Origin of the sequence: Clostridioides sp. ZZV15-6598 (assembly GCF_020657705.1) — a bacterium.
Classification (GTDB): domain Bacteria; phylum Bacillota; class Clostridia; order Peptostreptococcales; family Peptostreptococcaceae; genus Clostridioides; species Clostridioides difficile_F.
In genome coordinates, this window is sequence record NZ_JAGWCS010000053.1 from 1 (window position 1) to 25,309 (window position 25,309).

The 25,309-nt window shown below is 28.6% G+C and carries 43 protein-coding genes; all 43 read right to left on the reverse strand.

The annotated features are described in order from the left end of the window. Positions 1–212: zinc-ribbon domain-containing protein (locus KGF50_RS11490; RefSeq protein ID WP_227848172.1), on the reverse strand; the 212-nt coding region annotated here is incomplete at its 3' end. A 309-nt stretch (positions 213–521) separates the two neighbouring features. After that, positions 522–1,058: a CD3072 family TudS-related putative desulfidase gene (locus KGF50_RS11495; RefSeq protein WP_227848173.1), complete on the reverse strand. Its 537-nt coding sequence runs from the start codon at positions 1,056–1,058 to the stop codon at positions 522–524. 324 nt (positions 1,059–1,382) lie between these two features. Continuing rightward, the gene (locus KGF50_RS11500) at positions 1,383–1,544 is read right to left on the reverse strand and encodes a hypothetical protein (protein ID WP_227848174.1); all 162 of its coding nucleotides are present in this window, start codon (positions 1,542–1,544) and stop codon (positions 1,383–1,385) included. Positions 1,545–1,594: 50 nt separating this feature from the next. Then, positions 1,595–2,422: a toxin Bro gene (locus tag KGF50_RS11505; RefSeq protein WP_227848175.1), complete on the reverse strand. Its 828-nt coding sequence runs from the start codon at positions 2,420–2,422 to the stop codon at positions 1,595–1,597. A gap of 123 nt (positions 2,423–2,545) precedes the next feature. Further along, positions 2,546–2,719, reverse strand: a complete 174-nt coding sequence (locus KGF50_RS11510; RefSeq protein ID WP_018112722.1) for a hypothetical protein — start codon at positions 2,717–2,719, stop codon at positions 2,546–2,548. Between the two features lie 259 nt (positions 2,720–2,978). Next, complete coding sequence (locus KGF50_RS11515; protein ID WP_227848176.1) at positions 2,979–3,608, reverse strand: hypothetical protein; 630 nt, start codon at positions 3,606–3,608, stop codon at positions 2,979–2,981. Between the two features lie 198 nt (positions 3,609–3,806). Continuing rightward, positions 3,807–4,640, reverse strand: coding sequence for an SHOCT domain-containing protein (locus tag KGF50_RS11520; protein WP_227848177.1), 834 nt, complete (start codon positions 4,638–4,640; stop codon positions 3,807–3,809). Positions 4,641–4,904: 264 nt separating this feature from the next. Further along, complete coding sequence (locus KGF50_RS11525; RefSeq protein ID WP_227848178.1) at positions 4,905–5,066, reverse strand: type I toxin-antitoxin system toxin; 162 nt, start codon at positions 5,064–5,066, stop codon at positions 4,905–4,907. 265 nt (positions 5,067–5,331) lie between these two features. Beyond that, positions 5,332–5,655 carry a DUF6054 family protein gene (locus tag KGF50_RS11530; protein ID WP_227848179.1) on the reverse strand — a complete coding sequence of 108 codons (324 nt, stop codon included), beginning with the start codon at positions 5,653–5,655 and terminating at the stop codon, positions 5,332–5,334. Positions 5,656–5,690: 35 nt separating this feature from the next. Then, positions 5,691–5,945 (reverse strand): hypothetical protein, encoded by a 255-nt coding sequence (locus KGF50_RS11535; RefSeq protein WP_227848180.1) that lies wholly within the window; start codon positions 5,943–5,945, stop codon positions 5,691–5,693. 355 nt (positions 5,946–6,300) lie between these two features. After that, positions 6,301–6,741 (reverse strand): phage tail assembly chaperone, encoded by a 441-nt coding sequence (locus tag KGF50_RS11540; RefSeq protein ID WP_227848181.1) that lies wholly within the window; start codon positions 6,739–6,741, stop codon positions 6,301–6,303. Between the two features lie 67 nt (positions 6,742–6,808). Beyond that, a complete protein-coding gene (locus tag KGF50_RS11545) occupies positions 6,809–7,267 on the reverse strand; it encodes a phage tail tube protein (RefSeq protein ID WP_021418476.1) in 459 nt (152 codons plus the stop codon). A gap of 31 nt (positions 7,268–7,298) precedes the next feature. Continuing rightward, positions 7,299–8,609, reverse strand: a complete 1,311-nt coding sequence (locus tag KGF50_RS11550; protein WP_227848182.1) for a phage tail sheath family protein — start codon at positions 8,607–8,609, stop codon at positions 7,299–7,301. Between the two features lies 1 nt (position 8,610). After that, a complete protein-coding gene (locus KGF50_RS11555) occupies positions 8,611–8,796 on the reverse strand; it encodes a hypothetical protein (protein ID WP_413926816.1) in 186 nt (61 codons plus the stop codon). Then, the gene (locus KGF50_RS11560) at positions 8,780–9,214 is read right to left on the reverse strand and encodes a DUF6838 family protein (RefSeq protein WP_227848184.1); all 435 of its coding nucleotides are present in this window, start codon (positions 9,212–9,214) and stop codon (positions 8,780–8,782) included. Before KGF50_RS11560 ends, KGF50_RS11555 begins: the two co-directional genes overlap by 17 nt. Continuing rightward, complete coding sequence (locus tag KGF50_RS11565) at positions 9,207–9,632, reverse strand: HK97 gp10 family phage protein (RefSeq protein ID WP_227848185.1); 426 nt, start codon at positions 9,630–9,632, stop codon at positions 9,207–9,209. Before KGF50_RS11565 ends, KGF50_RS11560 begins: the two co-directional genes overlap by 8 nt. Beyond that, positions 9,632–9,979, reverse strand: a complete 348-nt coding sequence (locus KGF50_RS11570) for a hypothetical protein (RefSeq protein ID WP_227848186.1) — start codon at positions 9,977–9,979, stop codon at positions 9,632–9,634. The genes KGF50_RS11565 and KGF50_RS11570 overlap by 1 nt, the downstream gene beginning before the upstream one ends. After that, entirely contained in the window at positions 9,973–10,383 is a 411-nt protein-coding gene (locus KGF50_RS11575; RefSeq protein WP_227848187.1) for a hypothetical protein, read from the reverse strand. The genes KGF50_RS11570 and KGF50_RS11575 overlap by 7 nt, the downstream gene beginning before the upstream one ends. A gap of 9 nt (positions 10,384–10,392) precedes the next feature. After that, positions 10,393–10,686, reverse strand: coding sequence for a hypothetical protein (locus KGF50_RS11580; protein ID WP_227848188.1), 294 nt, complete (start codon positions 10,684–10,686; stop codon positions 10,393–10,395). Further along, complete coding sequence (locus KGF50_RS11585) at positions 10,686–11,585, reverse strand: capsid protein (protein ID WP_227848189.1); 900 nt, start codon at positions 11,583–11,585, stop codon at positions 10,686–10,688. Before KGF50_RS11585 ends, KGF50_RS11580 begins: the two co-directional genes overlap by 1 nt. Before the next feature lie 11 nt (positions 11,586–11,596). Next, positions 11,597–12,160 carry a phage scaffolding protein gene (locus KGF50_RS11590; RefSeq protein ID WP_227848190.1) on the reverse strand — a complete coding sequence of 188 codons (564 nt, stop codon included), beginning with the start codon at positions 12,158–12,160 and terminating at the stop codon, positions 11,597–11,599. 67 nt (positions 12,161–12,227) lie between these two features. Beyond that, on the reverse strand, positions 12,228–12,389 hold the full coding sequence (locus KGF50_RS11595; RefSeq protein WP_167650229.1) for a CPCC family cysteine-rich protein: 162 nt from the start codon (positions 12,387–12,389) through the stop codon (positions 12,228–12,230). A 2-nt stretch (positions 12,390–12,391) separates the two neighbouring features. Beyond that, positions 12,392–13,471 (reverse strand): minor capsid protein, encoded by a 1,080-nt coding sequence (locus tag KGF50_RS11600; protein ID WP_227848191.1) that lies wholly within the window; start codon positions 13,469–13,471, stop codon positions 12,392–12,394. A gap of 141 nt (positions 13,472–13,612) precedes the next feature. Continuing rightward, positions 13,613–13,753: a hypothetical protein gene (locus tag KGF50_RS11605; RefSeq protein WP_227848192.1), complete on the reverse strand. Its 141-nt coding sequence runs from the start codon at positions 13,751–13,753 to the stop codon at positions 13,613–13,615. Then, entirely contained in the window at positions 13,743–15,182 is a 1,440-nt protein-coding gene (locus KGF50_RS11610) for a phage portal protein (RefSeq protein ID WP_227848193.1), read from the reverse strand. The genes KGF50_RS11605 and KGF50_RS11610 overlap by 11 nt, the downstream gene beginning before the upstream one ends. 5 nt (positions 15,183–15,187) lie before the next feature. After that, positions 15,188–16,429 (reverse strand): PBSX family phage terminase large subunit, encoded by a 1,242-nt coding sequence (locus tag KGF50_RS11615; protein WP_227848194.1) that lies wholly within the window; start codon positions 16,427–16,429, stop codon positions 15,188–15,190. Next, on the reverse strand, positions 16,419–17,102 hold the full coding sequence (gene terS, locus KGF50_RS11620) for a phage terminase small subunit (RefSeq protein ID WP_227848195.1): 684 nt from the start codon (positions 17,100–17,102) through the stop codon (positions 16,419–16,421). The genes KGF50_RS11615 and terS overlap by 11 nt, the downstream gene beginning before the upstream one ends. A 71-nt stretch (positions 17,103–17,173) precedes the next feature. Further along, entirely contained in the window at positions 17,174–17,950 is a 777-nt protein-coding gene (locus KGF50_RS11625; RefSeq protein WP_227848196.1) for a TRADD-N-associated membrane domain-containing protein, read from the reverse strand. A gap of 139 nt (positions 17,951–18,089) precedes the next feature. Beyond that, on the reverse strand, positions 18,090–18,734 hold the full coding sequence (locus tag KGF50_RS11630) for a BRO family protein (protein ID WP_227848197.1): 645 nt from the start codon (positions 18,732–18,734) through the stop codon (positions 18,090–18,092). A 608-nt stretch (positions 18,735–19,342) separates the two neighbouring features. Continuing rightward, positions 19,343–19,825 carry a hypothetical protein gene (locus KGF50_RS11635; protein WP_227848198.1) on the reverse strand — a complete coding sequence of 161 codons (483 nt, stop codon included), beginning with the start codon at positions 19,823–19,825 and terminating at the stop codon, positions 19,343–19,345. A 101-nt stretch (positions 19,826–19,926) separates the two neighbouring features. Further along, positions 19,927–20,781 carry an ORF6C domain-containing protein gene (locus KGF50_RS11640; RefSeq protein WP_227848199.1) on the reverse strand — a complete coding sequence of 285 codons (855 nt, stop codon included), beginning with the start codon at positions 20,779–20,781 and terminating at the stop codon, positions 19,927–19,929. Positions 20,782–21,583: 802 nt separating this feature from the next. Further along, positions 21,584–21,706, reverse strand: a complete 123-nt coding sequence (locus KGF50_RS22365; protein ID WP_255654904.1) for a hypothetical protein — start codon at positions 21,704–21,706, stop codon at positions 21,584–21,586. Between the two features lie 4 nt (positions 21,707–21,710). Next, positions 21,711–21,950: a hypothetical protein gene (locus tag KGF50_RS11645; protein ID WP_227848200.1), complete on the reverse strand. Its 240-nt coding sequence runs from the start codon at positions 21,948–21,950 to the stop codon at positions 21,711–21,713. Between the two features lie 109 nt (positions 21,951–22,059). Continuing rightward, positions 22,060–22,236: a hypothetical protein gene (locus tag KGF50_RS11650; protein WP_227848201.1), complete on the reverse strand. Its 177-nt coding sequence runs from the start codon at positions 22,234–22,236 to the stop codon at positions 22,060–22,062. Further along, positions 22,229–22,354 (reverse strand): hypothetical protein, encoded by a 126-nt coding sequence (locus KGF50_RS22370; protein ID WP_255654905.1) that lies wholly within the window; start codon positions 22,352–22,354, stop codon positions 22,229–22,231. The genes KGF50_RS11650 and KGF50_RS22370 overlap by 8 nt, the downstream gene beginning before the upstream one ends. Then, on the reverse strand, positions 22,338–22,787 hold the full coding sequence (locus tag KGF50_RS11655) for a YopX family protein (RefSeq protein WP_227848202.1): 450 nt from the start codon (positions 22,785–22,787) through the stop codon (positions 22,338–22,340). The genes KGF50_RS22370 and KGF50_RS11655 overlap by 17 nt, the downstream gene beginning before the upstream one ends. Further along, entirely contained in the window at positions 22,774–22,905 is a 132-nt protein-coding gene (locus tag KGF50_RS22375) for a hypothetical protein (RefSeq protein ID WP_255654906.1), read from the reverse strand. The genes KGF50_RS11655 and KGF50_RS22375 overlap by 14 nt, the downstream gene beginning before the upstream one ends. Before the next feature lie 8 nt (positions 22,906–22,913). Further along, positions 22,914–23,228 (reverse strand): hypothetical protein, encoded by a 315-nt coding sequence (locus tag KGF50_RS11660; protein ID WP_227848203.1) that lies wholly within the window; start codon positions 23,226–23,228, stop codon positions 22,914–22,916. A gap of 15 nt (positions 23,229–23,243) precedes the next feature. Then, on the reverse strand, positions 23,244–23,495 hold the full coding sequence (locus KGF50_RS11665; RefSeq protein ID WP_227848204.1) for a hypothetical protein: 252 nt from the start codon (positions 23,493–23,495) through the stop codon (positions 23,244–23,246). Beyond that, positions 23,482–23,895: a YopX family protein gene (locus tag KGF50_RS11670; RefSeq protein WP_227848205.1), complete on the reverse strand. Its 414-nt coding sequence runs from the start codon at positions 23,893–23,895 to the stop codon at positions 23,482–23,484. The genes KGF50_RS11665 and KGF50_RS11670 overlap by 14 nt, the downstream gene beginning before the upstream one ends. 60 nt (positions 23,896–23,955) lie before the next feature. Continuing rightward, on the reverse strand, positions 23,956–24,747 hold the full coding sequence (locus KGF50_RS11675) for a hypothetical protein (RefSeq protein WP_227848206.1): 792 nt from the start codon (positions 24,745–24,747) through the stop codon (positions 23,956–23,958). A 14-nt stretch (positions 24,748–24,761) separates the two neighbouring features. Beyond that, positions 24,762–24,929 carry a hypothetical protein gene (locus KGF50_RS11680; protein ID WP_227848207.1) on the reverse strand — a complete coding sequence of 56 codons (168 nt, stop codon included), beginning with the start codon at positions 24,927–24,929 and terminating at the stop codon, positions 24,762–24,764. A 23-nt stretch (positions 24,930–24,952) separates the two neighbouring features. Then, the coding region (locus KGF50_RS11685; protein WP_227848208.1) for a recombinase RecT at positions 24,953–25,309 on the reverse strand (357 nt) is incomplete at its 5' end.

Consider the following 25,309-nt stretch of genomic DNA (forward strand, 5'->3'; position numbering starts at 1 on the left):
CTTCTGATAGAGGATGCTTTTATAAAGCTTGTTTCCTGCATTACATGTTGTAAATTAACACCTTTTAAATCATATTCTTTTTCTTCAATGATACTTTCATATGCAATTTTTATATCAAATATTTTTGTTCCACATTGACTGCAAAATTTACTTTCTTTCAGACATTTCGTGCCACATTCACTACAAAATATATATTCTAATGTATCGTTCATAGTACAATATCCCCCAGTATAATTTTATAATGTAATTATACTATATAAGTAAAATTTTTACATTATTATCACATCCTTTCAATTAAAAAACACCTACTATTTAAAGTAAGTGTTTTTTGATTATTTTTAATTTTAATTCCACATTGTTAATATAAAATAATTTGAAGATATAGTAGAATTTGAACTTTTAGAAGATTTTACATACCACATAGTTAATATAAAACGTAGAGCTAATGTGACATTATGTGCGACTATGATTAATTTACATACCACATAGTTAATATAAAAATCTTATTAGGCTATAATAGTTTACAAAAGTGACTTAACACAGTTAACAGCATCAGGCGTTGATTTTATTCCCATCACAGGTATCAAAAGTTTTTTCTTTGCCAATGCTTCTTTGATTGCTGTAATAAAAACACCTTGCCCCTTAATTTCATTATCATTATCTGATGTAGTATCAACACCACAACATGGAGAACGGTTAATACCAATAATACCAAGTATCTCAAACCCATGTTTATGGTATTCTGTAATTTGTAAAACAACCTGGTCAACTAACACAGCAAGTTGTTCCGCAGCTGGTGATTTCTGCATTTCTTTTCTAATACGTGTGTTTTCAACCACGACAGGACTTTGAGACCCCAAAATATTACCTCTGTCTAGACCAAGACAACATAACTCTGGGCAAGGCATCTGCACGATACCTACTTGTTTATTTATTAGAATACGAATAATATCCACATTTGTACTAGGATAATCAGCAGTACCATCTGAAATAGAATTCTGATTTAATACACAATGAGCAATAAATATAATACGTTTACTTCTTATATCTGCAAACATACTCCTTTCACCTCGCTTATATCTAATTAAATTATTATTTATTATCAAGTTGAGAAAAATTTATTATATTCAAAAGATAACTAAGTACTAAACAATACACTTTTAAATTACTTTGCTTTTTATCTAAAATAAAAAATGTATATAAGTTGAAATAGTTCCTTTACATACCACTTAGTTAATATAAAACTAGATGTGCAACAACACTTGCAAATGTATTTATAAAATTTACATACCACATAGTTAATATAATTCTCTGTCTCCATTATACCATTTTATACCAAACAAAGCACTTGAAACAGTAGAATATCCAAGTGCTTTATATGTCTATTTATTATTTTTCTCTAATTTTTTCTCAGAAAGTTTATATACTATACTTTCTATCTTATTATATATATCTATATCTGTTTCTCTTATTTTCAAAAGTTTAATCATACATTCTTCTTTTCTCTTTTCAATATCTATACTATCAAGTAAATTCTCACACATTGTATTACCCCCCAAAATAAACTAAAATATATTATTTAATACAATAGAATTTACTCAATTTTGTACACTACATGGAAATTCTTCTTCTCTCCTGCAATCTTATTAGGTCTATTATTTTCCTCTATCCATTTACTAATCTTATCTATTACACTTTCTGTATACTTATTTACAGTGCCAGTCCAAGAACCATTTGTTTCCCAAACACCCTTAACTTCACTATCTTCTAAATCAATCTTTTTAATAATCTCACAAACAGCCATCTGTGCTGGTTTATTACTCTTAGAATATAGTTTTAACTTAGATGCTATTTGTTTTGTGTCAAAATAATGCTCTTCTTCATCTATCTCTATTGGTAAATCAATGCCTGCCTTTTTATATAATGTCTTTGCTGTAAGTAACTTAGATTTATTGTCAAAGCCTGCTCCATCTAATAGTTCTTTTAACATAGATGTGCTGTTATAAGCCAGTTGTAATTTTTCAATCTCACTTGCTTTTTCTCTTAGTTTTTCGGGATTAGCATTGTTAGTTATGTATGCACCAGTTTGTCTTATTGATGGTAGTACATCTACTGCTAACCATGTTTGAAATTTTACTGCTATTTCATTTTTAGCTTTCATACCTAAAAGATAAAATAATGATTCAGGTATATAATCATCTTTCCCCAACAAGTTGAGGAAACCAAATTCTTTACAGTATTTATTAATAGTTTCCCATCTAATTGATACATATTGCTTACCATTTTTATTCTGTGTCTGACACCATCCAAACCCTATAGCTGTATCCTCTGCATTAATTCCTATACTTCCATCTTCATATTTAATAGTTCTTATTTTTATTCCTAATTCATTATTTTCAAAATTCATCAGTTCATTATTCATACAAAAATCACCCTTTCGATTTATTATCTTGAAAGAGTTATCTTTACATGATAGAATATTTCATATAGAGATAACTCTAGGTTAAGTAGTCCAGTATGCTTTGGTCGGCGTTGGGCTACTTTTTTATTTATCTTCCTCCAAAAGTAAGTCTACTCCTTTTCTTATTGCTTCTGTTCTAGTAAGATTTTCTTTCTCACAATAATCTAATAATTTTTTATGAGTATTTTCATCAAATCTTACTTTGACATCAATATTTTTAGGATTATCAACTTTTGGTCTTCCCATTTTAGAACTCATTGTTTCACCTCACTTTTTGTGTTCCATAATATAATTATATTATTTGTGTTCCAAAAAGTCAATGATATATCCAATTTTTTCTAATTATTTTACTCAACCGACCAACTTGAGCAAAATCAATCACTTTAGTTCATTTTTATATTGTATAATTCTCAAAAGTTGTACTTAGCAACTTTATAATTAAGTAATTTGAGCAAAACAAAAGCACCTACTTATTTGTAAGTGCTTCCTTTTTTTGTTGTGAATCCACATTAAATCTTTATTCAAATTTTATTGTTCCTAGTTCTATCCAATTTTCTTTGTAAAGTTCAGGATATCTCTTTTTTGAATCTTCTTCAGATGCTCCATTATCCCCATAGTTTATTGCTTCTTCTAAATTCGTATAATTTGTTAGATTATATTTTAATACAATTTCTTTAACATTCATCTTCTTTTCAGTTAATATCTTAACTTGTGCATCAAATTTATCATGTGCTGGAACTTCTTTATTATCTAACTTATCAGTCACTTTTATATCTTTAATCTTTTTATCCCAATCTGTACCATCTGCATTCCATCCAGCTTCAAACAGTTTTACAGGTCTATCTGTTGTATTTTCTACAGTTACATTTACAACTTTATATTCATAATCAGCAGCCTTTTTTGCGTCAGACCCTACACCGAAATATTCTCCATTTTCATTAGGAGTTCCATCTTTATTATAATCGCCTTTCATTTCTTCTTTTGAAACTCCTTTAACTGTAATTTTAATTCCATCTATTTCGTTCGGATTAGACTTTTTCTCTATCTTAGGTATATCATCATAATCTTCATTATCATCATTCGAAGAACATGCAACTACTCCAGTACTTAGTAAACATACTATTATTAATAAAAAATATCTTTTCATCCCCTAAATCCTCCATATTTTTTTATTTTATAATATATTTCAACATAAAATATGAATTTACCTTTATTTTTAGTTAAATAACTCTAGCAATACATCACAAATTCTTTTCTGTAAGTTCTATATCTTTATTCATTCAATCACCTCTATTTTATTACATAGCAAAAACACCTACATATTTGTAAGTGCTTACTATTTTATCTATTCCAATAATGCTTTTTTCTTTTTATTATATTCTTCCTGTGTAATTGCTCCTGAATCTAACAACTCTTTTAGTTTCTTTATTCTATCTAGTGGGTCAATTCCACTATTTCGAATATAATTATTATCATTATTTTTTTCGTTTAGTTCCTTTTCTTCTTGCTTTGTCATAATTTCATATTCATAAAATTCTACATTTTTTGCTGATTTTGTACCATTTTGAATACTTCTAAAATTTTCAATTATAGCACTTTTACCAATACCTCCATCATCCTTTGTATAAAACTCAAAATCTGGCTTCCAAATGTAATATTGCTCTAACTGTTTTGCTATATAACCTATAAATAATTTACATTCTTTAGAATCATTAAATTTCTCATTCTGAACAGATATGTCAAATGTTCTAACATCAGTACTATTATATGAGCATAATATATTCACTTCATAATGACTACCTCTATATTCTTGAGGTATTAAAGAATCTAATTTTGATTCTAAATCTTTTTCTGATATTTTTATACCGTACTTTTTAATATATTTTTCTCTATCTATTTCTTCTTGTATTCTTCTTCTTTCCATTTCTTTTTCTAACTCTACTTTTTCTCTTTCTACCTTACTAGCAGCAAGTTCCTCATTAGTATGAGCTACTAAATCATCCCAAATTATGCAAAGATGTATTGTATATGCAAATAGAACACAAAATAACATACACATTACCTTTTTCTTTTTTACAATTGAATAAATAAGTAAAGCAAAAGCTATAATTACAAATACATATTGCATATAAGCAAGTGCTATCATTATTAACATTATTATTGGTATTGCCTTCCACATATCAAAATTCCCCCACAAATTACTCATCTCACTCAATATTATAGCATAATTTGGTAAAACAAAAGCACCTACCATTTAAGTAAGTACTTTCTTATTTACAATTAAATTTATTCATCCAGTTAGATTTATCATCGTTGTGTATAAAAAATTTCATCTTTTTATTGACTATAAAAAATATTATAGGCAATATTTTTTCTAATTTGTGGTATAATAAAAGCAAGAAGAACTACAATCTATTGGAAGTAGAGTGAAGTTCTAAACAATTTAATGCTTATTTTTTTTGAACTTAAATGAAAATTTAAGCTCAACATCTAAGTCACTCTCTTGCACAGAGTGGCTTTTTACTTTTTTGATACATAGGCAAACTATGTAACCGATTATACTAGCTGTTAAACTAGCTAATACACCAATCAAAAAATTATCCATACATACACACCTCCCTTCTATACGTTGGGAGGATAATCTTTTGTATGAACTCCACTCTATAAATTGTAGATTACATCTTCTTGCTAAAAATATTATAACACATAATTCTTACATATTTTTCCTATATATTACTTTTTATTTTATTTTCTATTTTTTCAATAAAAAGCACCTACTGTAAAAATAAGTGCTTTCTGTGTTTATTTGGTTTTACTGATTAATTAATAGGTTAGTACGAATTCCATACCAACCTAAAATATCTATATAATTAAATAATATAATCAGCAAGTATTTTTTTTATTCTTTTAATCAAATTACCACCTGTTCCCCAATCAATCTGAAATAGCCCAATTGCACTACCAGTTGAGGTGATTTTAACAAGTGTTTTTCCTGTAGTATCTTCACAAATCACTACCAAACCTGCATCACTATTACTTCTTACATAATATTTTTCAAAGATTGTAACTATTATAGACTTATCATTTTCCAAGTTATAAATATCAACAGAGACTAAATCTGCATCAAAATTTTCTTTTATAATCTTTTGAGCTTCTAGTGGTGTCATCTTTACACTAAATACATCTCTTGCCATATCATTCATCACATCCTAAATAAAAATATACTCTTTTAGTATTTTCTAACACTTTTATCAAACAATATCCCTATTCCTCCTAGTAAAGCTAATATAGAACCAAAATTTCTATATCGTGAAATAGATTGTTCTAAATATATATTGTATTGGTTGGTATCCATTGACCCGCCATTTTGTTTCATAATACAATCCATATTAAATTGACCTAAACCTATACAGCAAAATAACACTATTATTCCAATTACAAAAGCAAATATACATATTGTAAGTTTAATATCCTTATTTTCCATAAATACCCCTCTCATAATTTAGATTTATTTGTTGTTTTTTACTTGGTGATATATTATCTACATTATACTATACAACATATATATCCATCTATTTCCAAAATTGTAACATTTTCATGTTTTAGTAATGTGACTATTAAAAATTACTCTTTAGTTTTTAAAATCTATCTTCTTCTACCTCTCTTTTTCTCTCTTTCAACCTCTTTCATTGCTTCTTCTTCATCTTCTATCTTAACAAGTATTGAGGCGGCTGCTAATGCTCTCTCATTAACTTCTAAATTCAAATATTCGCTAGGTTTCCACTTTAGCTTTTGAATACAATAATGAGTAATGCTAGCATCAAAATCGCCACCTCTGATTAGTTTTTTGCTTCTTCTACTTTATCCTCAAATGATGTATCAAATCCGTTTACTTCATTCACTTTTACAGTGTAATTTACATACTCACCTGCTGTTAACATTGTTTTTAATAACTGTGTTTCTCCCATAACTCCATAAGAATTTTGTAACTCTGCATCCTTTAAGTCTGGAAATACAGTAGATGCTACACACAATTCAGATACATAACTGTTATAATCAATTTCACTTGTATATTGTCCTGTTGGCTTCCCATTATTGCCAATCACTTTTACTCTTTTGGTACAGTTTCTTCTTAATACTTCATCTTCCTCAGAAGATAGCACCCTTAATTCCCATTTTACTGGTTTTCCTTCTTCATCTAAAAATCTATCACTTGCCACATACATTACATTTTCATTTTTTATTGCATTTTGACTTAAAAAAGCACTTAAATTACTCATTTCTTAATTCTCCTTTTATTTTAATTTTTACATAAAAACACACATCTATAATTTATAAATGTGTGTTTTATTCCATTCCCAATAATATTTTAAATTCTTCTGGCATTTCAAAATCATCAAATGTAAAATCTATATCTTCCTCTAAATATTCACTATCTGCATCAAATGTAGCCAATATGCCACCATCCATATTACATTCTTTTAATATAATTGTTTGTCTTCCAACACTTGATGTAGGGTCTTCATTAGTAATTTGCATATCAAAATATACATCTTCTCCAGTCTCCTTATATCTAAGCATAAGTTTTCTAAAGATAGAAGTATTATAATGAATGGTTGCACTTCCTGTTCCTTTCCAACCTGTAGTCTTATTTCCCTTTCCAGTTCTACCTAAGATTGGTATTTCACTTTTAGTTTTCTCAAACTTAGCTTCTACTTTTATACATTGCATAAGATGGTATCTCTTACCTTCTATTGTTACAAAGCACTCTGCTAAAGATGCACTTATAGCATCTTTTGAATTCATAGTAATATTACTCACTTTTTTACTCTCCTCTCTAACTAACTGAAACAGTCATATAAAGCTTACTCATAGCATTTATAACCTTAACAGCATCACTTACTATAACAGTTTTCTTATCATTTCCAAGTTCCACCAAAACATCATCAGTTTTGAAATCCTCTATTGCTCTAATATTTTCTAATTCTTTGTGATGTTTAACAACATCATTCCAAAAACTTATTCTTCCTGCTGCATCGTTTGGTACTTTTCCTAAATATCTTGTATTAAATAAAGTTGCTATATCATTAGCAATCTGGTCAAGTACTCTAATACTTTGATTACTTGAAAAATCATCATTTTTATCATCTGTAAATGATACAAAAGTATTTATATCCTCTAATACATGAACTTCATCTCCAACCTTGTGGAATATGAATTTACCAGTTTTTAAAGCTTCCTCTAACTGTATCTGAGTGTAATTTACATCAACATCAAATTCACCATCATACTTTTTATTTGTATTAGATTTATTTATGTCACATCCTGCTATAGCTCCAGTAGCCCAATAAATCAAGCTAGATTCTGTTAATCCAATATCTTTAATCTTATTTTCTACAGATACTATACCTTCATAATCTGCATCACTTTTTTTATATAATACAGTTTGAAACTTAGCACCTACCTTGTCTCTCATTCTCTTTGTAAATTCTAAAAACAAACTTTTAATCTCTGCTGTTGTAGCCAAACATCCTAAAGCATTAAATGAGTAACTTTCTATTTTATCTAAAAAAGTTTGATACTCTGCACCTGTAACTGCTTCTCCATTAGTTCCACCAGTAAATACAAGTCCTGCACTTGCTTCTAGTGTTGCATCCTTCTTCCAAGTGATATAGTCATTGTCTTGTAAATCTGCAATGACTTTAGCTATTTGTGTATCTACTTTCTTATTATCTAGTAAAGTTACAACATCAAATTTGGTATTATCATCTATATTTGTTGTAACTATTACTTTCAAATCATTACCTCTTATTCCACTATATTTAGATGTGGCTATAGCACAACTAGCTTTAACACCTTTATTTAATTTATAGAAATATCCTAACCTTATATTTTTAAATAAGTCTCTAAGACCTTTCAACTTCTCATGAGTGTAATCATATCCAAAAAACTTAGTTGAATATTTCTCAAAATCATCACTGGTTATTGTAAAAACTTCTTCATCAATCCCCCAATCAAGTTCAAGTGGCATTGCAACAATACCTCTATCACTAAGAGAACTGGTTGCCCTTGTAGCACTTACAAAATTTATATAAGCACCAGGAAGTATTTTATTCTGTGTTACAAATGTTCCTCCACCTAAAGCCATATTAACTCACTCCTTTCATAAAATTATTTATCATATCTTCCACTTCTGGGAAGGAATACAATTCATCTTCCTTTAAGATTGCATTTAATAAATCTTTTCTATTCACATACTTCTTAGAATTAACTATCTGCTCTTTAGTAAACTTATAGCTATCTTCTTTACTTAATGTTTTACTCAAGCTTATCACCTCTCTTTAATCCACCAAATAGCTCTACTGTATCCATTTTATTTACATTATTACTCTTTATAGTAAAGTAGTTATAATCAACAAAGAAATGAAGTACATTATCTATAATTTCAAAATTCATATTTGTACCTCTGACCAAATCTCCATCAATTTCTATATACTCTAATTCCTCTAATAACATCTCAGCTATCTCATTTATTTCAAATGACTTATTATCACTTTTAGGAAAATAATGCACATCAAATGAATTTTTCTTCAACTCTCTACCACTTGGATAAGGTACTTTACTTGGATTTAAAGGAACAATAAAAAAACAAGGTTCATTTATACCTTGCTCCACATCTTCACTATAAATTGTATATTTTTCTCCAAATGATTTATCTAATTTAATAGATATTCCATCTATAATATTATTCATCAAACACTCCTTTCAGTAAGATTAGTAGCTTTTTCTCTATAATCTTATCAACTTGGCTTTGTAACTCCATTTCTGAAATAGTTAAGAAATGTTGTCCTTTAACCCATCCATTACCATTCTTAGTTCTATGACCAAATTCAACATAACTTGCATATTCAGTTGGATTAACAACTTCTATAATATAATTATTTCCTTGTTTAAATACAGGAAATGACCTAGCATAAGCTACTCCACTCCAACCCTGTCGCAAGAATCCTGTATCAACTGGTGTCCTTCTAATCACTTTCCCAAGTAATCGTGCTGCTAATTCTCTTGCTGCATCCTTGCAAAACTTATCTAAATCAATCTTTGTAAATTTCTCCATCCTTTTACAAGCTCTTTTAAACTCTCTAAAATCAACGCTTCCCCATCTAGCCATTAAGCTTTATCCTCTAGTAATTCTAAGACAACTTCTTGATGGTTTGGATATATAGCTGATTCTCCACTTCTTGCATACTCTTTATTATTTATAATAAACTTTGAACCTGCCTTAATATTTATGTCTGGAGATATAAAGAGTTTAATAGTTTGCTCTAGTTTAGCTACTTTTCCATCTATAGCTGATGTAAGATTTTTATATGATAACTTGCAAGGTTGATTTTCTAATACAATCACTTCTTTGTTATTTGTTCGCTTTGTTATAAGGTCTTTAATTGGCTGATACTCAACTATAGTACATTTATCTCTATATAACATTTCTATTGCTTTTCTAGTTTTACTTACCATCTTAAGCACCTAAAAGTTAATATCTTATTCTTACCATAAGTTAAAAGATAGTTTACAAGATTGTCAAAGCGTTGTTCTGGTGTTTGAGAGCCACTTCCTATAGCAAAATCCACCTTTGTATCACCTTCTGATATAGACTTTTCTACAGCTTCAAAATTAAGACTTTCTATATCTAATTGACCCATATTTTTCTTAGTAAACAAGAACTCTCCAACTATCATATCTATTTCTATATTGTATAACTCTTTTGGAATTTCATTTATATTACAATCCAATTTTATACTATTTTCTATCTTTTCTCTTACAAAATCTATTAACCATTTATCTCCATCTTTTAGTGTATATCCAAAACCTTGAAGTCTTTTTTCTATATTGTCAACCATGTTATCAACTTCTTTTTTCATAATATTCACCTACTTTTTGTTGGACTTATTTTTTTCTGTAGGTTCTGCTTTTTCTATAGATTGGCTATCTTCTTCCTCTAAAGTTTTTACTTTCTCTTTAAGCTGCTTATTTTCTTCTTCTAAAGACTCAATTTTTGACCTTAAAATATTATTTTCAGCTATTAAATCTTTTACATTTAATGACTTACCATACTTTGCTACCTTACCAGTTTCGTCTATCACATCATATCCCATCTCTAAGAAATCATCTATTTTACACTCTTCTATAGTTAATATTCTATTTAATTTCCTTACTTGTGCCATTATGCTCCAGCTCCTTCAACAACAAATTGTATTGCATCAGCTTTTTTGTTTAATATAAATACATCCTCGAAGCTCTCTTCAAAATACAAATATTTTCCTTCTGTAACTGCTCTTGGTTCATCTAAAGTTGAAAACTGATAAGAAACTGGTGTAATTACTGCGGATGGATGTATTAAAGACATATTTATTTGTTTAGCTCCTGCTCCTGCTTTCCATCCTGTTGTAAAATCATATGCAGTTTTCATAAGTGCTGATGGAATTTTAATTATTTTAACTGTGTCAATATCAGTTGTTTGACGATTAAGAGAAGTTCCTCCATCCTTTATATTTACTGTTCTTTGTATCTCTTTTGCATTTTTGATAAGTGTATTTATTACTGGAGTAACATACAATATTCTTCCATTTTCTGGCACCCTAGCTTCTGTCATTCTTTCCATCATCATATCAAATATTTCTAAAACATTTGCAGTTGTAATAACTGTTGTATCTGCTACCTTGCCTAGTGCTGTCCAGTCAGCATAAATTTTAGATATACAATACGCATCCATCTCTGGAAACTTTTGTTCTTCATTGTATACTTGAGTTATATTTCCTATTGAAGCTACATGGTTAGTTTGGTCAATATCTGCTGGATGAGCCAATGTAGACCATTTTCTTTGATTAGTTAATACCTTAGGTTCCCAAGCGTTATCATAGTTTCTTTGAGCTACTGCTATTGTATCTCTATTTGAATCTACCCTTCCAGTTGTAGATATAGTCGGTATTTCTATTGTTTTAGAACCAGTCCATCTATATCTTCCATTATTTGGTGTTGCATACAAATCCCCAAAGTTTAAAGTATAAGGATATGCTTGTGCTAAAACATTTGAATATTCTTTTGCATAATTTAGTGCTGCCATTTTATTTCCTCCTATTTATTATTATTTTCATGAGGTCTTACCCCAGTAAAATTAAAACCAAAATCATTTATCTTAGGCTCTTGCCCTGGTGTTATAGTATCTATTTTAGGTTCTTCGCCTTCTAGTGTTGCATTAAACAAATAATCTTTATCCACCTTTAAAGGGTTTATCTGTTCTTCAAAAGCTTTTTGTCTGTCTTTACTATTTCTTAGTGCTTCCATATCTAAATGAGCTTTTAATGCTACTTCATCTCTACATTTAACAGACTTAAAAGCATCACCTAACCAGTAATTAAAGTCTTTTTCTTCAATTTCTTTTTTGTAAGTTTCTTCTAAAGTTTTCTTATCAGTTTCATAAGCTGTTTTTAGACTCTCTACATCTTCTTTTGTCATACCTCCTTCAAACTTTTTAATAGTTTGATTAGCTGTATTAAGTTGTGTTTCAAGATTTACATAATCTTCTTGAGTGACTGTAGTCTCTTTTATTTTCTTTTCTATAGATTTTTGAAGAAAAGCTACATCAAACTTGTTATCTTCTACTTTTATTCCTTCTAATAATTCTTTTAACCAATCCATTTTAAATATCTCCTTTCATTTTTTGCATAATAAAAGCACCTACTAATTTATTACTTAGCAAGTGCTTTTATATTACTTTTTTACCTTTTTCATAAGCTTCTTTAGCTTCTTTTAATGACATTTTATTTGGTCCTTTGTAATTAGTTTCTTTTGGTCCACTATTTTGCCAATTACAATTATCACAAATATCAAACATATCTACATCTTTACCACATACTGGACAATTCATATCTAACCCTCCTTATATTCTTTCATTTGTTCTAACCAGTAATTATAACCTTCCTTTGGTTTAAATAAGGTTGATATTTTACCATCTGCTCTTCCAATAGCAAAATCATTACTACTCTTTCTATACTTAAATAAAAAGTTATCTTTACTTAAAAATCCTTCTACATCATTACTTAATTGTTCTGATAACAAATTTCTTGCAGTAGATAAATATTCTTCCTCAGTTATATTTCCATATTCATTTAAGTGTTTTTCTACATGTTTTTTAAATTTCTTTTCAGTTGGAAAATCTGCTTTTAACCAACTCTTATTACTTAGTATATCATCTTTTTTATCAGTTATGAATGTCTTTTCATACCACTCTTTATATTTCATACTAGATGGAACATAATATGTTTTCCCATCTTCTCCTCTTGTTGCTCTATATCCTTCTTCATCACTAAAAAAAGGAGCTGTTGTTGTCCTACAACGACAATGAAATGGTGGAGCTGTTATTCCAACTTGATAGTCTTTCATATCAAATACTTTACCATCCAGTTCTCTACATATACTTGATGTTTTTAAATCTAGTGTGGCAATTATCTCATACTTCTCTACATCTAAATCATCGAAACAATCTTTTCTTGAAGCTGATGCAAAGAAAGCTGATTCAGTCATTATTAGATTCTTAGCTTGTGATTTAGACACATTAAATTTCTTAGCAAATTCATTCACTAGATTTTTAGGATTCTCACCTCTAATAATTGATTGAGTTAACTTAGTGTGTAGTTCATTTACTAAAGCAGGTCTATGCTTACCCCAAATTCTTTCGCTAAAGTTTAATCCATCTGTTGCCCATGGTTTAGAGATAATTTTATTTATTCTGTTAGTATCAAGACTCATTAAACTCCAACCAACACCAACCCCTTGTTGAACATTAAAAGCTGTATGGTAATATCCACTTGTATAGATGTCTTTCATTAACTTATCAATTCCATCTAATTCATTCCCATATAAAACTTCTACCTGTTGCTGTATTTGCAGCTTTAAGGCTTCAAGCCTTGTGATATGGACCCTAGCACTAGCATTTTCTAACTCTTTCATCCACTTTTGATTAATAGCATTTTCTTTACCATATTTAATATATTCTTCAACACTCCAATTAAACTCTTTTAACTCTCTTGTATTTAATAATTTCTTAGCTTCTAATAAAGATATTCCTTCGTTTTCAGCAAATCTGTTATACTACACAATTATGTCCTTTTCTATACTAGACATAGCTAATTTGTATTGTTTTTCTAGCTCAAGATAGTATTTTACACTCTTATTATTCTGTACTTTTTCTAGTTGTTCAGCTCTCTTTTTCCAATAGTCTTTATGTTTCATCTAAAACACCATCTTGATTATTAGGAATTAAATCATCATATTCTTTTTGAGTATCTTCCTGTTTTTTAAGTCTCTCAAGTTCGTCGTTAACATCTTCAACCCAAGGATGATTACTAACAATAGTTTCATCCGATATAATTCCAGTTGATTTAGCTGCCATATCTATCTTTTCAGCTTCATTTATTATCATAGAGTGATTAAAAGTAATTTGAACTGATTTATAATCATAACTCTTACTACCACTTATATTTAAGTACTCACATACAAACCACAAAAGCTCTCTAATTGCTTTTTTAAACTTCTTTTCAGTCTTAGAACATTTTAAATCGAGTAGTGAATATAAAAATTTAAGTGCTACTCCTGATTTATCGCCTGTATTTTGAGACTCGGGATTAACACCTTGACCAAATATAATTATATTCTTTTCTAGTCTATCAAGAAGCTCCTTTTTGGCTTCAATTGGTATGCTTATTTCTAATTTATCAACTCCACCTCCACCATCTACTTTAATTGATTTATAATATCTTATATTATCTATAAACTCCTGTAGACTTGTGCCTGGATATTCTTTCAATACATAAATAACCTCTTGTATTTCATCTAAATTATCTGCTAATGTAGAAATATTATTATCATATATATCAATTAAAGACTTATAGAAAGTTAAATCAGATACACATTTTTCATTGTTTTTGAAAGGTATAAATGGTACTTTACCCCATCCTTGCTCTTTATTATTTACTTTGAAATGTCCTTCTTGTATCTCTGTTAATTTTTCATATTCGTCATACAAAAGTTCTTGAACAAAACTATTTCCTCTTTCAATAAAGTAAGTTACATCATTTTCTGTATAGTATTCAACTCTTTTTATCTTATTTGCATCTATATCCTCAATATAATAAAACCTAATAAAGGCAACTAATTCCTTCTGCCTCTTGCTGTCCCATATAGGAATAGCTTCTTCAGCTGGAATTATTACATATTTAAACTCACCTTTTCTATTAATATATGGATGTAACCATTCAATCCCTTTATTACTGGCATTAAGATATAATTCTGTTATTGTATCGTCAAATTCTTCTCCTAATAATTCATTTAAAAGCTTAGTAAAGCTATTATCATCTGCATTAAATACGATTGGATTTCCAACACTATAACCCACTTTTTGGTCAACTAAAAGCTTATGATAGTTGTTAACTGCTTTATTATTAACCTTAGTGAAATCTTCAACCTTAGAACCATCTAAAAGATAGTATCTTCTCTTATTGTTTATATCAACATTACCATAATAATACTCTTCACCCTGTTTGTATTTCTCTGGTCTATGTTTTAAAATGTAATGTTCTATGACATTTACTAAATTAAAAGTACTCTCTTTTTTAAGCTGAGCTTTTATTAAATCTGTTTCACTTATATAAATATTTAACACCTCCTTTACTTCAAGAAGCTTATTCCATTATTTTTAAGTTTATTATCTATAGAATATCTAAGAGCAGCCATTGCATCATCCATAAATTCAACTGGCTCATCAAGATATAGTCCTGTTCTTTCGTCTTGTTTCCATTTCCACTGTTGTATTTCTTTTATTGTATTTATGCAACTAGGATGTACATGTATCCTTAACTGTTTTAAATAATCTATTTGAGCTTTAACACTGCCTGGTCCTTTTTTAACTCCTTTAGCTTTATATCCTGCACTTTTCCACATCTTAATTCTATCTGGTTCAGCACTGTCACAATACATAAATAGATTCTTTTCTAAACCTTTACTATTTGCAATCTTTATTATTTCAGAGGTATCCATCTCATGTACATATATTTCATTACATATATATAACTCTCCATCTCTAAAACCAATTCTAAGCACTACATTTGCATGGTTAAATCCAAAGTCTTGAGATAATCTCATATTATCAAAGTATTCAAATTCTGTAGGAAATTCATGTATGACATAGTTTTTAAGTATTGTTCCACCAGTTTCTCCCCATTCGCCAAGTCCATATACTCTATAGCCCTCAGGGTCTTGCTCTTTTCTAATTTGCATTCTTCTATAGTAAGCTTCATCTATAAATCTATTTTGTAGATAAGTACTATGATGAGTAAATATATCATCATTTTTATAGTCAAAATACTTTCTTTTTATCCAATGAGTAGCTGAGACTGGATTAAATGTAAATGTCATTTGATAGTACAAGTTAGGATTAGTTAAAATACCCCTTAAACGGTCGTCTAGTATGTCTATATCACTTTCCATAAGTTCTGTAGCTTCTTCACACCATACCCATGTTAATTTTCCTTTTGAGAAGTTGATTGATTTTAATTTTTCTCTTTGTTTGGCATCATTAACCCCTCTAAAAATTATAGAATTACCAGTAACTTTACTTTTGATTTCTAAAGGATTTAGAGTTGTTTTCCAATACTTATCAGCTTGTTTACCATAAATACGATTTATAGCTCCTGTAAGTTCTGCATATGTTGAATATTTGTGTGTAGCTTCTGATTTTCTAACTACTAATAAGTTAGCTCCTTGATACTTTTTATCTCCTAACTTTAGTATATAATCCTGTGCTACATTAACAGATTTTCCACTACCTGCTGAACCTTTCATTGCTCTATATCTTTTTTTGGTAAAATTAGCTCCCTTGAAGGCTGGATTAAAATCTATTCTAGTTATCATTAGAATCACCATAATCTACAACTATTTTTAATTCATCATCTCCAATATCATCCTTACTTAGGTTATAGACCTCACATTTTAACTTCTCAACTCTAGCTTTCTGCTCCTCTGTAGCTAAATTCCAGTCCTTATGAATCATTTCATCATACTGTTTAATTAAACTCCTTAACTCACTCATAGCCCTACTCTGTGCATTAAGAAAAGATGCTTGCCTATCCCATGCAAATTGAAATTCATATTCTGTCTTCTCACCATTTTCTGTACTTTCATGTTTCTTTAATTCTTTAACCATGTCTTCCTTACCTTTAACATACATTATCTTCTGTGCTCTTATTATTGCTGCATATTGTATTGTTATCTGTTCCCAAAGAATATCGAATTTATCTTTATTCTTTATCTCATTAATTAAGTCTTGAGTTTCTTCGGGTAGGTATTTTGAGAAGAAACCAAACTTTTCAGCGTTCTTATTACCTGGTGGACCAGTAGCATTTTTATTACCTATGGGTGCACCCCTTTTATTTTTAGGTGCACTCTTCTTTTTTTCACTAGCCCAGTTGTATCTTTTAATCCATGACTTTAAAGTATTTAAACTAATGTCATACTTTACTGATATTTCCTTTTGTTTCATACCTTTTAGGTAATCTTGTTTTACATTTTCTTTGACATCTTGCACATCACCACCTCGTTTGTTTGTCGTTTTGGGAATAAAAAAAGAACTCTTTTGGAGTTCTAATAAAAAACTAATTATTCAACTTCTTTATTTTCTGCAATAATTTTAGCTACTTCACATAAAGTATCTTCTCTTTTATTCTCATTTTTTATTTTTGAAATAAGAAAATTACTAAAATATAAATTATTACTATATACTAATTTATTGTGAAATTTAGTTGATATTTTTACAGTTTCACTATACATTTTTATAAATAAAGCTCCTATAAAATTTGATAGTATTCCACTCAAGACACCAACTATAGGTATTGCATAATTTTTTGTTAATTCTGGTTTTAAATAGCACATTGTTAATGTCCCTAATATAAAAAATATTCCTACAAAAATAGTTATCAACCCTAAAACATAAACACCTTTTATTTGCTTTATATTTTCACTATAGTATTTGTTTAAATATTTTTGGTGTTGTTTAAATTGGTTTTGTGCTCTTTCCTCAATCTTATTAGAATCAATTCTTTCATATTCTATTTGAGATTCTATTTCATCTAAATCGTTCTCTAGCCTATTTAAATTTCTTTCTATATCAAATTTATTTTGTATACTTTTAAAGGATTGATATAAAAAATACATCTCTATAAATATTAACATTGTTACATATATCATTAACGTAACTTTGTTAAAAACATTTAAACGTTCTACTATACTAGGCGAAAAATATAACAATACAATTAAAACAAAGTATAGTATGTTATTACGATTTACAATTTTCAAACATTCTTTATTGTCATTTATAAGCCCTTTAATAGTGCTTCTTTCTTTTTCTAGAATATTAGAAATTTTTTCTTCAGACAAATTCATCCCCTCCAAAGTATAAAATTCAACTTCAAAGGTCAATATCCTTCAAAAAGTATTCGACAACTACAAAATAATTCTAAGTAATACTTTTATTTAATTTATTGTATAAAAAAAGACCCTCAATCAAGACAGTCATTTAAATCATTTCTATTAACTCTTTAATCTTTTTATATACCTCTTTATAATTCATATCTTTATCTATTAACTTAGGTAACTTCATAGATATAATTCTTTCGAGTGCTTGTATATCAAACAGTTCGCTTTGATTTAACTCATCTCTTTTCACACCTTTTGGAATACCTAATTTTTTTCTTACAAGTTCAGTAAAATGTTTATAATACATCTGATGTTTATTGCTACCTTGACTAGTAGCATAATAAACAAACTCTTGTATTTCATCTGTAAAATCTTTTCTAACCTTTTTACCTTCTGTTCTTATACCTAACCAGTTTTCATCTTTTTCACTAGCTATATAATATCCATTTTCTTTTATAGAATGTATAATTTCATATACCCAATCAAAATACTCATCAGAAACAGGCATATTAGATTTTCTTAATATAGCATAGATTCCTTTTTCATTATACATATATATTTTCTTAGCATTTTTGTTTTTATATATCGACCCCTCAATTTGAGCCCCCGTTATTTCAATAGATTTTCCTCTCATATACTCAAAGTTTCTATTATGTATATTTTCTATCGCTTTACTTGGGTTAGAATATTTAAGAGCATGACCTAGCTGTGTCCTGCTCATAAATATTTCTTTTTCTTCGTTCATGTAAAAGTCGCATGTTGTCCCTAAAAATCTTCCTTTTTAACAAGTTTTAGTTTCATAAAATCAACCTCCTAGATATTTGAATTTTAGATATGCATACTATACATATCTGAATAGTGCATATTATGCATTTTTAATAGACCTTTTCTACTGTCGGAGTTACCGACATCTGAAATTTATTAAATTTTTGTATTAAAAAAGACCTAGAAGTTAATCTAAGCCTTTTTAATGGGGGATACATATTATTAAGGGAGCAAGTTCTAAGAATCGAACTTAGATTAAACACCAGTACCTGCATGGTGAGTGAGGTTACCAAGCCCCACTCGATTTAGACACCTGAATTAAGATACAAATTGTATGAGATTTTAATCTCAATTCAACATATCTACATATAGTGTATTAATATCTTTTGAACATAGTTAGAATTGAACTAACAGCATCCTCATGCCCTACCTAGTCTGTTCATATAAGCTAGAGTAATCCCTTAACCCTAGCCTAATATATTTAATTTTGAGAGGGAAATCTTTCATTTCCACAATATTATTATCTCATGTTTTTGCCAATAAAAAGTCTCAAGATAGTCTCCAAAAAGTCTCAAAATAGTCTCATTTTTAAGCTTTCCATGAAAAAATGGGTAATTCAAACTCTTTTATCTTCGGATATAACATATCCATAATCTTACAAACAATCCTTTTTCTAATCCTAAAGCAATGGCTTCTATCTATGTGCATAGCATTAGACATATAATCCATATTGATTTTCTCATTGTTCATATACATTTCATTAAAAAACTCTGTTTCAAAACTATTTAGACTTGTTAATGCACATTCTATAGTTTCCTTTTCAATCTCTAATGTTTTCTTATCCTCTTTCAATCTATTTAAATCTTCTTCTCTTTTAATAATTTCATTCTCTACACTTGAACTTATATTATAAGTTTCTCCAGTTTTTTCTTCATAGCTTTGAGCCTTACATCCACAAAACTCATTTTCTATTTTCTTAATATATATATCTTTTATTCTTATTTGACTTTCTAGTTTTTTATAGTTATATAATCGCCCTTCTACCTCTTGAAATAGCGTCTTTTTATTCATACATTCACACTCCCATCAATTATTTATGTTATAATATTATTGGTGATAATAATTCTATATTTTTGACAAGTAGGAGCGTGAAGTAATGCTCCTTTTTTCTTTTAACTCACTATTGATAATTGACTATTTAAAAGTCTTATTTCATCCTCAAACACTATAGGCAGTTTATAATTACTTACAATCTCTAATACTTTATCTAACTGACAACGTTTTATAGCTTTATAACTTTCTACTCCAAATTCTCGTTTAATTTGATGATATATATCACTGTATACTTTACCTCTTAAAGATTTATTTTTATAAGCTTTACTTCCATGTCCACCAAGAGATTTTGTTGCAACTTTCTTAACCTCTTTAACTATAATCTCACACTCGATATTGAATAGTGGTGCATCATCCATAAAATTCTCTAATTTCTTATTTACACTCTCTATTTTAGTTTCTAAGACTTCTTGTTTCTTATCTAGCATAAATATAGCCTGTAACTCCTTTGATGCACTTAAAAGAGGATTATTTAGTTCCTTTCTCATAGAGAAATATCCATCAACTATTTTCTCATATTGTTCCCAAGCCTTATCATCCTCTAATATCTTTAGTAGTTTTGAATAACCTCTTTCAGATAACAAGTAAATGTTTCTTGATTGATTAAAAGATTGTTTACTATATCCAACATCTTCATAACCTAATCCTTTTGAAGGATTAGCCTTTAAATCACCTAGTCGCTCAGAACGACTCACTTTTAAATCTATAATATCTATATTTGTTTTAAATCTTTTTATATTATTATTAATTAGCTCATTAATTTTGAATAATTCTCTATTATGTATCTCAGCTATATCCTTCACTAGCATTGCTTTCTTACCTTCTCCAAATCCACCCTCAATGTCATGGAATTTCAGTTCTTCAACTTCTATAGTTCCTAGTATTTTAATTTCTTTACTTAAATTTTCATTCATGGTCTATCTCTCCTTTTTCTTTTGAATAATTTGTTTCAATTTATTTACAATTCTTAAAAATTGGTTGCTATTATTAACAGCTCATATTAATCTATGGTTATACTAATTTATGAGGTGATTATTCATGGACTATTATCCTATGTCAAAGTATTTAATTACTTTTTTAATTGCGATTTTTGTTTTTATTCCGATAAATTTCATTTGTCAAAAGATAGAAAAAAGATTCAAATTAAATGGATTTAAAAAGTTTTTTTTTTATTTATTTACATTTTTTATTGGTTATTCAATTGTTAGTTATTTAGATTATTTTTTTACAATTTATAGTTAATATTAGGAGAATAAATTTATGATTGTCTTTTCTTATTTGCAAGCATCAAATACATTTATCATTCTGTCTATAATTTTAGGAATACTTATGACAATCAATGATAATAAAAAACAACTATTAAAGTTTAAAATACTAAATTATTGTTTTTTTATATGTATGAGTATCTCTTATATTTTTTCTTTTTTAGTCTTTTTCCAAGATTTCAATTCAAATATATTAGAAATTATTGCTCATATTTTATCCATAATATTACTAATCACTTGTAATAGAGTTGCGACTAAAAATGCTTTAAATACTAGTCTTTACACTTTACTCGCGTTTTGGTTTAGTCCTCTATTTGCAACAATACTATTATTTTGGATACACAAACCTCACAAATATCTTAATAGTTAGGTTTTTTATTTTTAGAAGGTAAAAATATAATTGGTTAAATATATTTTTTATCTTCTAATTATTTTGTTTTAGGTTATAATCTTAGCTACTAAATCTCTTTACCCTGTTAGCCTTCTTCCTACATTCCTTACAACAATAAATCTCCTTAGATTTTTCCTCAAGATAAAATAGTTTGCCACACCAACTGCATCTTCTTCGTTTCATGAAATCACTCCTTATAATTCCTAAATGATTCAACTAACATTTCAGTGTTTCCACAAGTATCTTCTGTAAAATCTATTTGTCTCCCATTAAATTCTCTTATATAGTCTGATATATCATATACTCTTTGACATTTATGTTCTATACAATCACAAATATCTTTTATATTTATTTCTTTTGGTATTTCAACTATAACTTCATGTTCTAAAGTAATTTTTTCCTCAAATTTAATTTTATATTTTTGCAATTTAATTCCCCCTTATTTTCGTTTTTGAGAGTCGCAAAACAATTCAACAATAATTTATACCAAAAGATATTTTGTAACTCTCTAAACTGTTTTAATTAGATATTTTAACTTATATTTCTTCTAGCATTTCCTCGAGTTTATTTTTTAATAAATCATATTTTTCTTTAGTTTCTAAATCTAATATTCTAACTCTTCCTTGCTCTGTTATAATAGCTATATTTGAACTTTCGCATATCATCTGTATATAATTTACAGAAGCATTTATCATTTCTAATCTATCATTCATTCTTAAACCCTCTCATATTATCACAATTTTCAAACTCTTTTAGATTCAATCTATACTCATAAACTCTACCAGCTATAAAACTTCCTATTACTAATATCACACTAGCTAAGACATTCATTTTCCAACATCTCCTTACGTTCTAAAAACTCTTTTCTAACTTCCTCTAGATTCTCATATTCATTGCCAACTACTTCGTAATCTCTACTATGATATATTTCTGTTTTATTTATAAGCTCTATCCATTCTCCTTCAAACTTCTTTAAATAATGCCATTCCAAATATATTTTAATGCTGTCAAAATCTCTTTTTACAACTCCATATTGGCTTGTATCACTAGAATTATCATATCCTTTCAATATATCCCCTTCACAAATTTCTTGATTGTTTCTAGCCCATTCTCCAGAGCATACCCCAACATTAGAGACTTTCTGCCATTTGCAATCTTCTTTAAGCATAAATAAACAATCTACTGCATTACTCCACTTTATTGTTTCAGAATAAATCCACTTCTCATTCTCAAAATCATAACCTCTATATTTAATTAAACTCACTTTTAATCATCTCCTCATACTCTTCTCTAGCCTTATCTATAGCAATAAATATATCCTCACCATTGTCATACAATTCTTTTGCTCTCTCAATCGTGTATTCAGTTCTTGAAACTTCCATTATTCCTCCTAAATATATCTAGCTTTCCACCCATTTTTAGAAACCTTACCTGTTCTCGCTAAATGAGCAATATAAACATCTGTAAAATATACGTATTTACTTGCTTCAACAGCAGTATTAAATACTTTAGTTTCTCCAGTCACAATATTAAGGCACTCTACTTTTTTGCCTTTTCTTCCTTGTCCCTCATCATTTACACGCAAATCAATTACATTTGCTTTTTTATTTCTATCCCTTACTTTTCTTAGATTAAATTCAAACATATCTTCTATATCCTTAGTTCTTTCTAAAAATGTTCCTGCATCTACCCAAACTTTAGCCATATCTTCGCCCCCTCCTTATTCAACTGGCATTTCAAACACTTTTTCTTTGTTGCATCTAACTCCATCTCTATTTATAATGTCAAACTTAGTTCCTGCAACGATAGCATCCTGTATTCTGTTTAATACTTCAATAGCTCTTTTATTGCTCTCATATTCACCTATTTTTCTAATATCATCTTCAAGCATTGCATATACTCGATTATTGCTTATTTCAACTCTGTTAACTCTCATTAAATCTAATCTATCTTGACTTCTAATTATTATCATTCCTAATACCCCCATCATCACATTTTCTTATATCATTTAACTTACTTAAATCTTCATATATATTCCCATCAACTTTAACTATTGCAAGTTCAGATAATCTAAAGCAATCTCCCGTTATTTCATTCACTGCAATAAAACAACCATCTTTAAATTTTACCTCCCCTGCAAATTCTGTAAAAAATATGCTTCTACATAAAACAATATCGCCTTCATAGATTTCTTTTCCATCACAATCCTTCAAACCTGTATATATCATAACCTCAGAATTTTCGTTATTTTTTGGCAAATAAACACCACTACAAACCCACTCTTTAATCAAAATTTTAGAATAGTATACCATTTCATCATAACTATACATTTCTTTGCAATTTTTATTCCATTCTCTAAATTTTAACTCCATCTTTATCCCTCCATTTTTAACTTCTAGGAAGTAATATTACATAATTACTCCCTAGAACACTTAACTAAATTTCTCTTTCTGACTCTTTTTAATAATCTCATCTAGTTCATCACTGGTGTATTGAGTAAATGTTTCATTAAAGTTATGAAACTTAGTCTTTTTTGTCTCTGAAATACTTTTACTTTTATTTTTTCTAAAATTATCATCATTGTTATAGACTATTTTCAGATATTTAAAACTTTTACCCTCACATTCTTTATATATTTCTATAGCTATTAAAAGCCTCTCTATATCCCAATCTTTAATTATGTTATACATATTTTTACTTATTTTTAGTTGTGTCATTTCTTCAATTATTTTCTTCTTTTCCTCCACCTTACTGGTTTGGTTACAAGGTATAGTAGAAGGATATAGTGGATGGGTTTTTCGTTCCGGATTTATATCCGTTTGGGTCGGATTTATATCCGAAGGGTACGGATTTATATCCGAACAGTCGGATTTATTTCCGACCTGTTGATAACTATCACTAATCAATTCTATGTATCTATATCCCAATTTGTAGTAACTCCATGTACCACCTTGTTTTAAGGTAGCATGTTCTAATATACCTATTTTATCTAACTTCTTGAGCACTCTATAAATAGTGTCATGTTTCTCTGTATAAAGAATTGGTAGTTCTTTAATGACTCCCGAATAATCAACCCAATAGTATTCGATTCCGTTAATAAGTTTTCTTGCCATCCTACCACTACCTAGAAAATCTACAAACCATCTTAATATAAGTAAATCTTTTGTATTTAATCCTAGCTCTACTGCCTTTTTCTGACTGAATCCTAATATTGTATATTTCAAGATGACTCACCTACTTAATCAACATTTACGGCTTCTTCCACACTAGCTTGACCATCTATATTCTCTATGTCTTCTTTTACCTCAAAATCAACTTCTAGACTTTCACTTTCATCTATAACCATGCTCATATCTTCGTCTATTTCAGTTTTTATTGTTTCATCACCTACCATAGCCTTTTGCAATTCTATACTAAGTGGCGCATATTTTATAACTGTTTTATAACTGTCTTTTTAGCCATTGAATCAAAATCAGTTTGCCATGGTCCACTGCTGTAACTTTTACTTTTACTCTTTGCAAACTCTATAATTTCCTCTTTAGTCATAAAAGAGAAACTATGGCCTCCTGTATCTAAATGATATACTGCATAATATCCAATTATTTCCCATCTATCACCATTTAATTTAGGTTCATGAACTAAGTCTTGATGAAGACCATATTTAATCTCAAACTTGTCGTTTTCCCTTATTTTATGAGCATATATAGTCTTTATCTTTCCACTTCTTTGTGCTAATTCTAAAAGACCTTTATATCCAATTTGGAATTGTACCTTCTTGCCATATGG

Coding starts and splice junctions, on each gene's coding strand:
- KGF50_RS11495 (WP_227848173.1), bottom strand. CDS start 1,058: ATGTTTGCAGATATAAGAAGTAAACGTATTATATTTATTGCTCATTGT.
- KGF50_RS11500 (WP_227848174.1), bottom strand. CDS start 1,544: ATGTGTGAGAATTTACTTGATAGTATAGATATTGAAAAGAGAAAAGAA.
- KGF50_RS11505 (WP_227848175.1), bottom strand. CDS start 2,422: ATGAATAATGAACTGATGAATTTTGAAAATAATGAATTAGGAATAAAA.
- KGF50_RS11510 (WP_018112722.1), bottom strand. CDS start 2,719: ATGAGTTCTAAAATGGGAAGACCAAAAGTTGATAATCCTAAAAATATT.
- KGF50_RS11515 (WP_227848176.1), bottom strand. CDS start 3,608: ATGAAAAGATATTTTTTATTAATAATAGTATGTTTACTAAGTACTGGA.
- KGF50_RS11520 (WP_227848177.1), bottom strand. CDS start 4,640: ATGTGGAAGGCAATACCAATAATAATGTTAATAATGATAGCACTTGCT.
- KGF50_RS11525 (WP_227848178.1), bottom strand. CDS start 5,066: ATGGATAATTTTTTGATTGGTGTATTAGCTAGTTTAACAGCTAGTATA.
- KGF50_RS11530 (WP_227848179.1), bottom strand. CDS start 5,655: ATGGCAAGAGATGTATTTAGTGTAAAGATGACACCACTAGAAGCTCAA.
- KGF50_RS11535 (WP_227848180.1), bottom strand. CDS start 5,945: ATGGAAAATAAGGATATTAAACTTACAATATGTATATTTGCTTTTGTA.
- KGF50_RS11540 (WP_227848181.1), bottom strand. CDS start 6,741: ATGAGTAATTTAAGTGCTTTTTTAAGTCAAAATGCAATAAAAAATGAA.
- KGF50_RS11545 (WP_021418476.1), bottom strand. CDS start 7,267: ATGAATTCAAAAGATGCTATAAGTGCATCTTTAGCAGAGTGCTTTGTA.
- KGF50_RS11550 (WP_227848182.1), bottom strand. CDS start 8,609: ATGGCTTTAGGTGGAGGAACATTTGTAACACAGAATAAAATACTTCCT.
- KGF50_RS11560 (WP_227848184.1), bottom strand. CDS start 9,214: ATGAATAATATTATAGATGGAATATCTATTAAATTAGATAAATCATTT.
- KGF50_RS11565 (WP_227848185.1), bottom strand. CDS start 9,632: ATGGCTAGATGGGGAAGCGTTGATTTTAGAGAGTTTAAAAGAGCTTGT.
- KGF50_RS11570 (WP_227848186.1), bottom strand. CDS start 9,979: ATGGTAAGTAAAACTAGAAAAGCAATAGAAATGTTATATAGAGATAAA.
- KGF50_RS11575 (WP_227848187.1), bottom strand. CDS start 10,383: ATGAAAAAAGAAGTTGATAACATGGTTGACAATATAGAAAAAAGACTT.
- KGF50_RS11580 (WP_227848188.1), bottom strand. CDS start 10,686: ATGGCACAAGTAAGGAAATTAAATAGAATATTAACTATAGAAGAGTGT.
- KGF50_RS11585 (WP_227848189.1), bottom strand. CDS start 11,585: ATGGCAGCACTAAATTATGCAAAAGAATATTCAAATGTTTTAGCACAA.
- KGF50_RS11590 (WP_227848190.1), bottom strand. CDS start 12,160: ATGGATTGGTTAAAAGAATTATTAGAAGGAATAAAAGTAGAAGATAAC.
- KGF50_RS11595 (WP_167650229.1), bottom strand. CDS start 12,389: ATGAATTGTCCAGTATGTGGTAAAGATGTAGATATGTTTGATATTTGT.
- KGF50_RS11600 (WP_227848191.1), bottom strand. CDS start 13,471: ATGAAAGAGTTAGAAAATGCTAGTGCTAGGGTCCATATCACAAGGCTT.
- KGF50_RS11605 (WP_227848192.1), bottom strand. CDS start 13,753: ATGAAACATAAAGACTATTGGAAAAAGAGAGCTGAACAACTAGAAAAA.
- KGF50_RS11615 (WP_227848194.1), bottom strand. CDS start 16,429: ATGATAACTAGAATAGATTTTAATCCAGCCTTCAAGGGAGCTAATTTT.
- KGF50_RS11630 (WP_227848197.1), bottom strand. CDS start 18,734: ATGAACGAAGAAAAAGAAATATTTATGAGCAGGACACAGCTAGGTCAT.
- KGF50_RS11635 (WP_227848198.1), bottom strand. CDS start 19,825: ATGAATAAAAAGACGCTATTTCAAGAGGTAGAAGGGCGATTATATAAC.
- KGF50_RS11640 (WP_227848199.1), bottom strand. CDS start 20,781: ATGAATGAAAATTTAAGTAAAGAAATTAAAATACTAGGAACTATAGAA.
- KGF50_RS22365 (WP_255654904.1), bottom strand. CDS start 21,706: ATGAAACGAAGAAGATGCAGTTGGTGTGGCAAACTATTTTATCTTGAG.
- KGF50_RS11650 (WP_227848201.1), bottom strand. CDS start 22,236: ATGAATGATAGATTAGAAATGATAAATGCTTCTGTAAATTATATACAG.
- KGF50_RS22370 (WP_255654905.1), bottom strand. CDS start 22,354: ATGAATGTCTTAGCTAGTGTGATATTAGTAATAGGAAGTTTTATAGCT.
- KGF50_RS22375 (WP_255654906.1), bottom strand. CDS start 22,905: ATGGAAGTTTCAAGAACTGAATACACGATTGAGAGAGCAAAAGAATTG.
- KGF50_RS11660 (WP_227848203.1), bottom strand. CDS start 23,228: ATGGCTAAAGTTTGGGTAGATGCAGGAACATTTTTAGAAAGAACTAAG.
- KGF50_RS11665 (WP_227848204.1), bottom strand. CDS start 23,495: ATGATAATAATTAGAAGTCAAGATAGATTAGATTTAATGAGAGTTAAC.
- KGF50_RS11670 (WP_227848205.1), bottom strand. CDS start 23,895: ATGGAGTTAAAATTTAGAGAATGGAATAAAAATTGCAAAGAAATGTAT.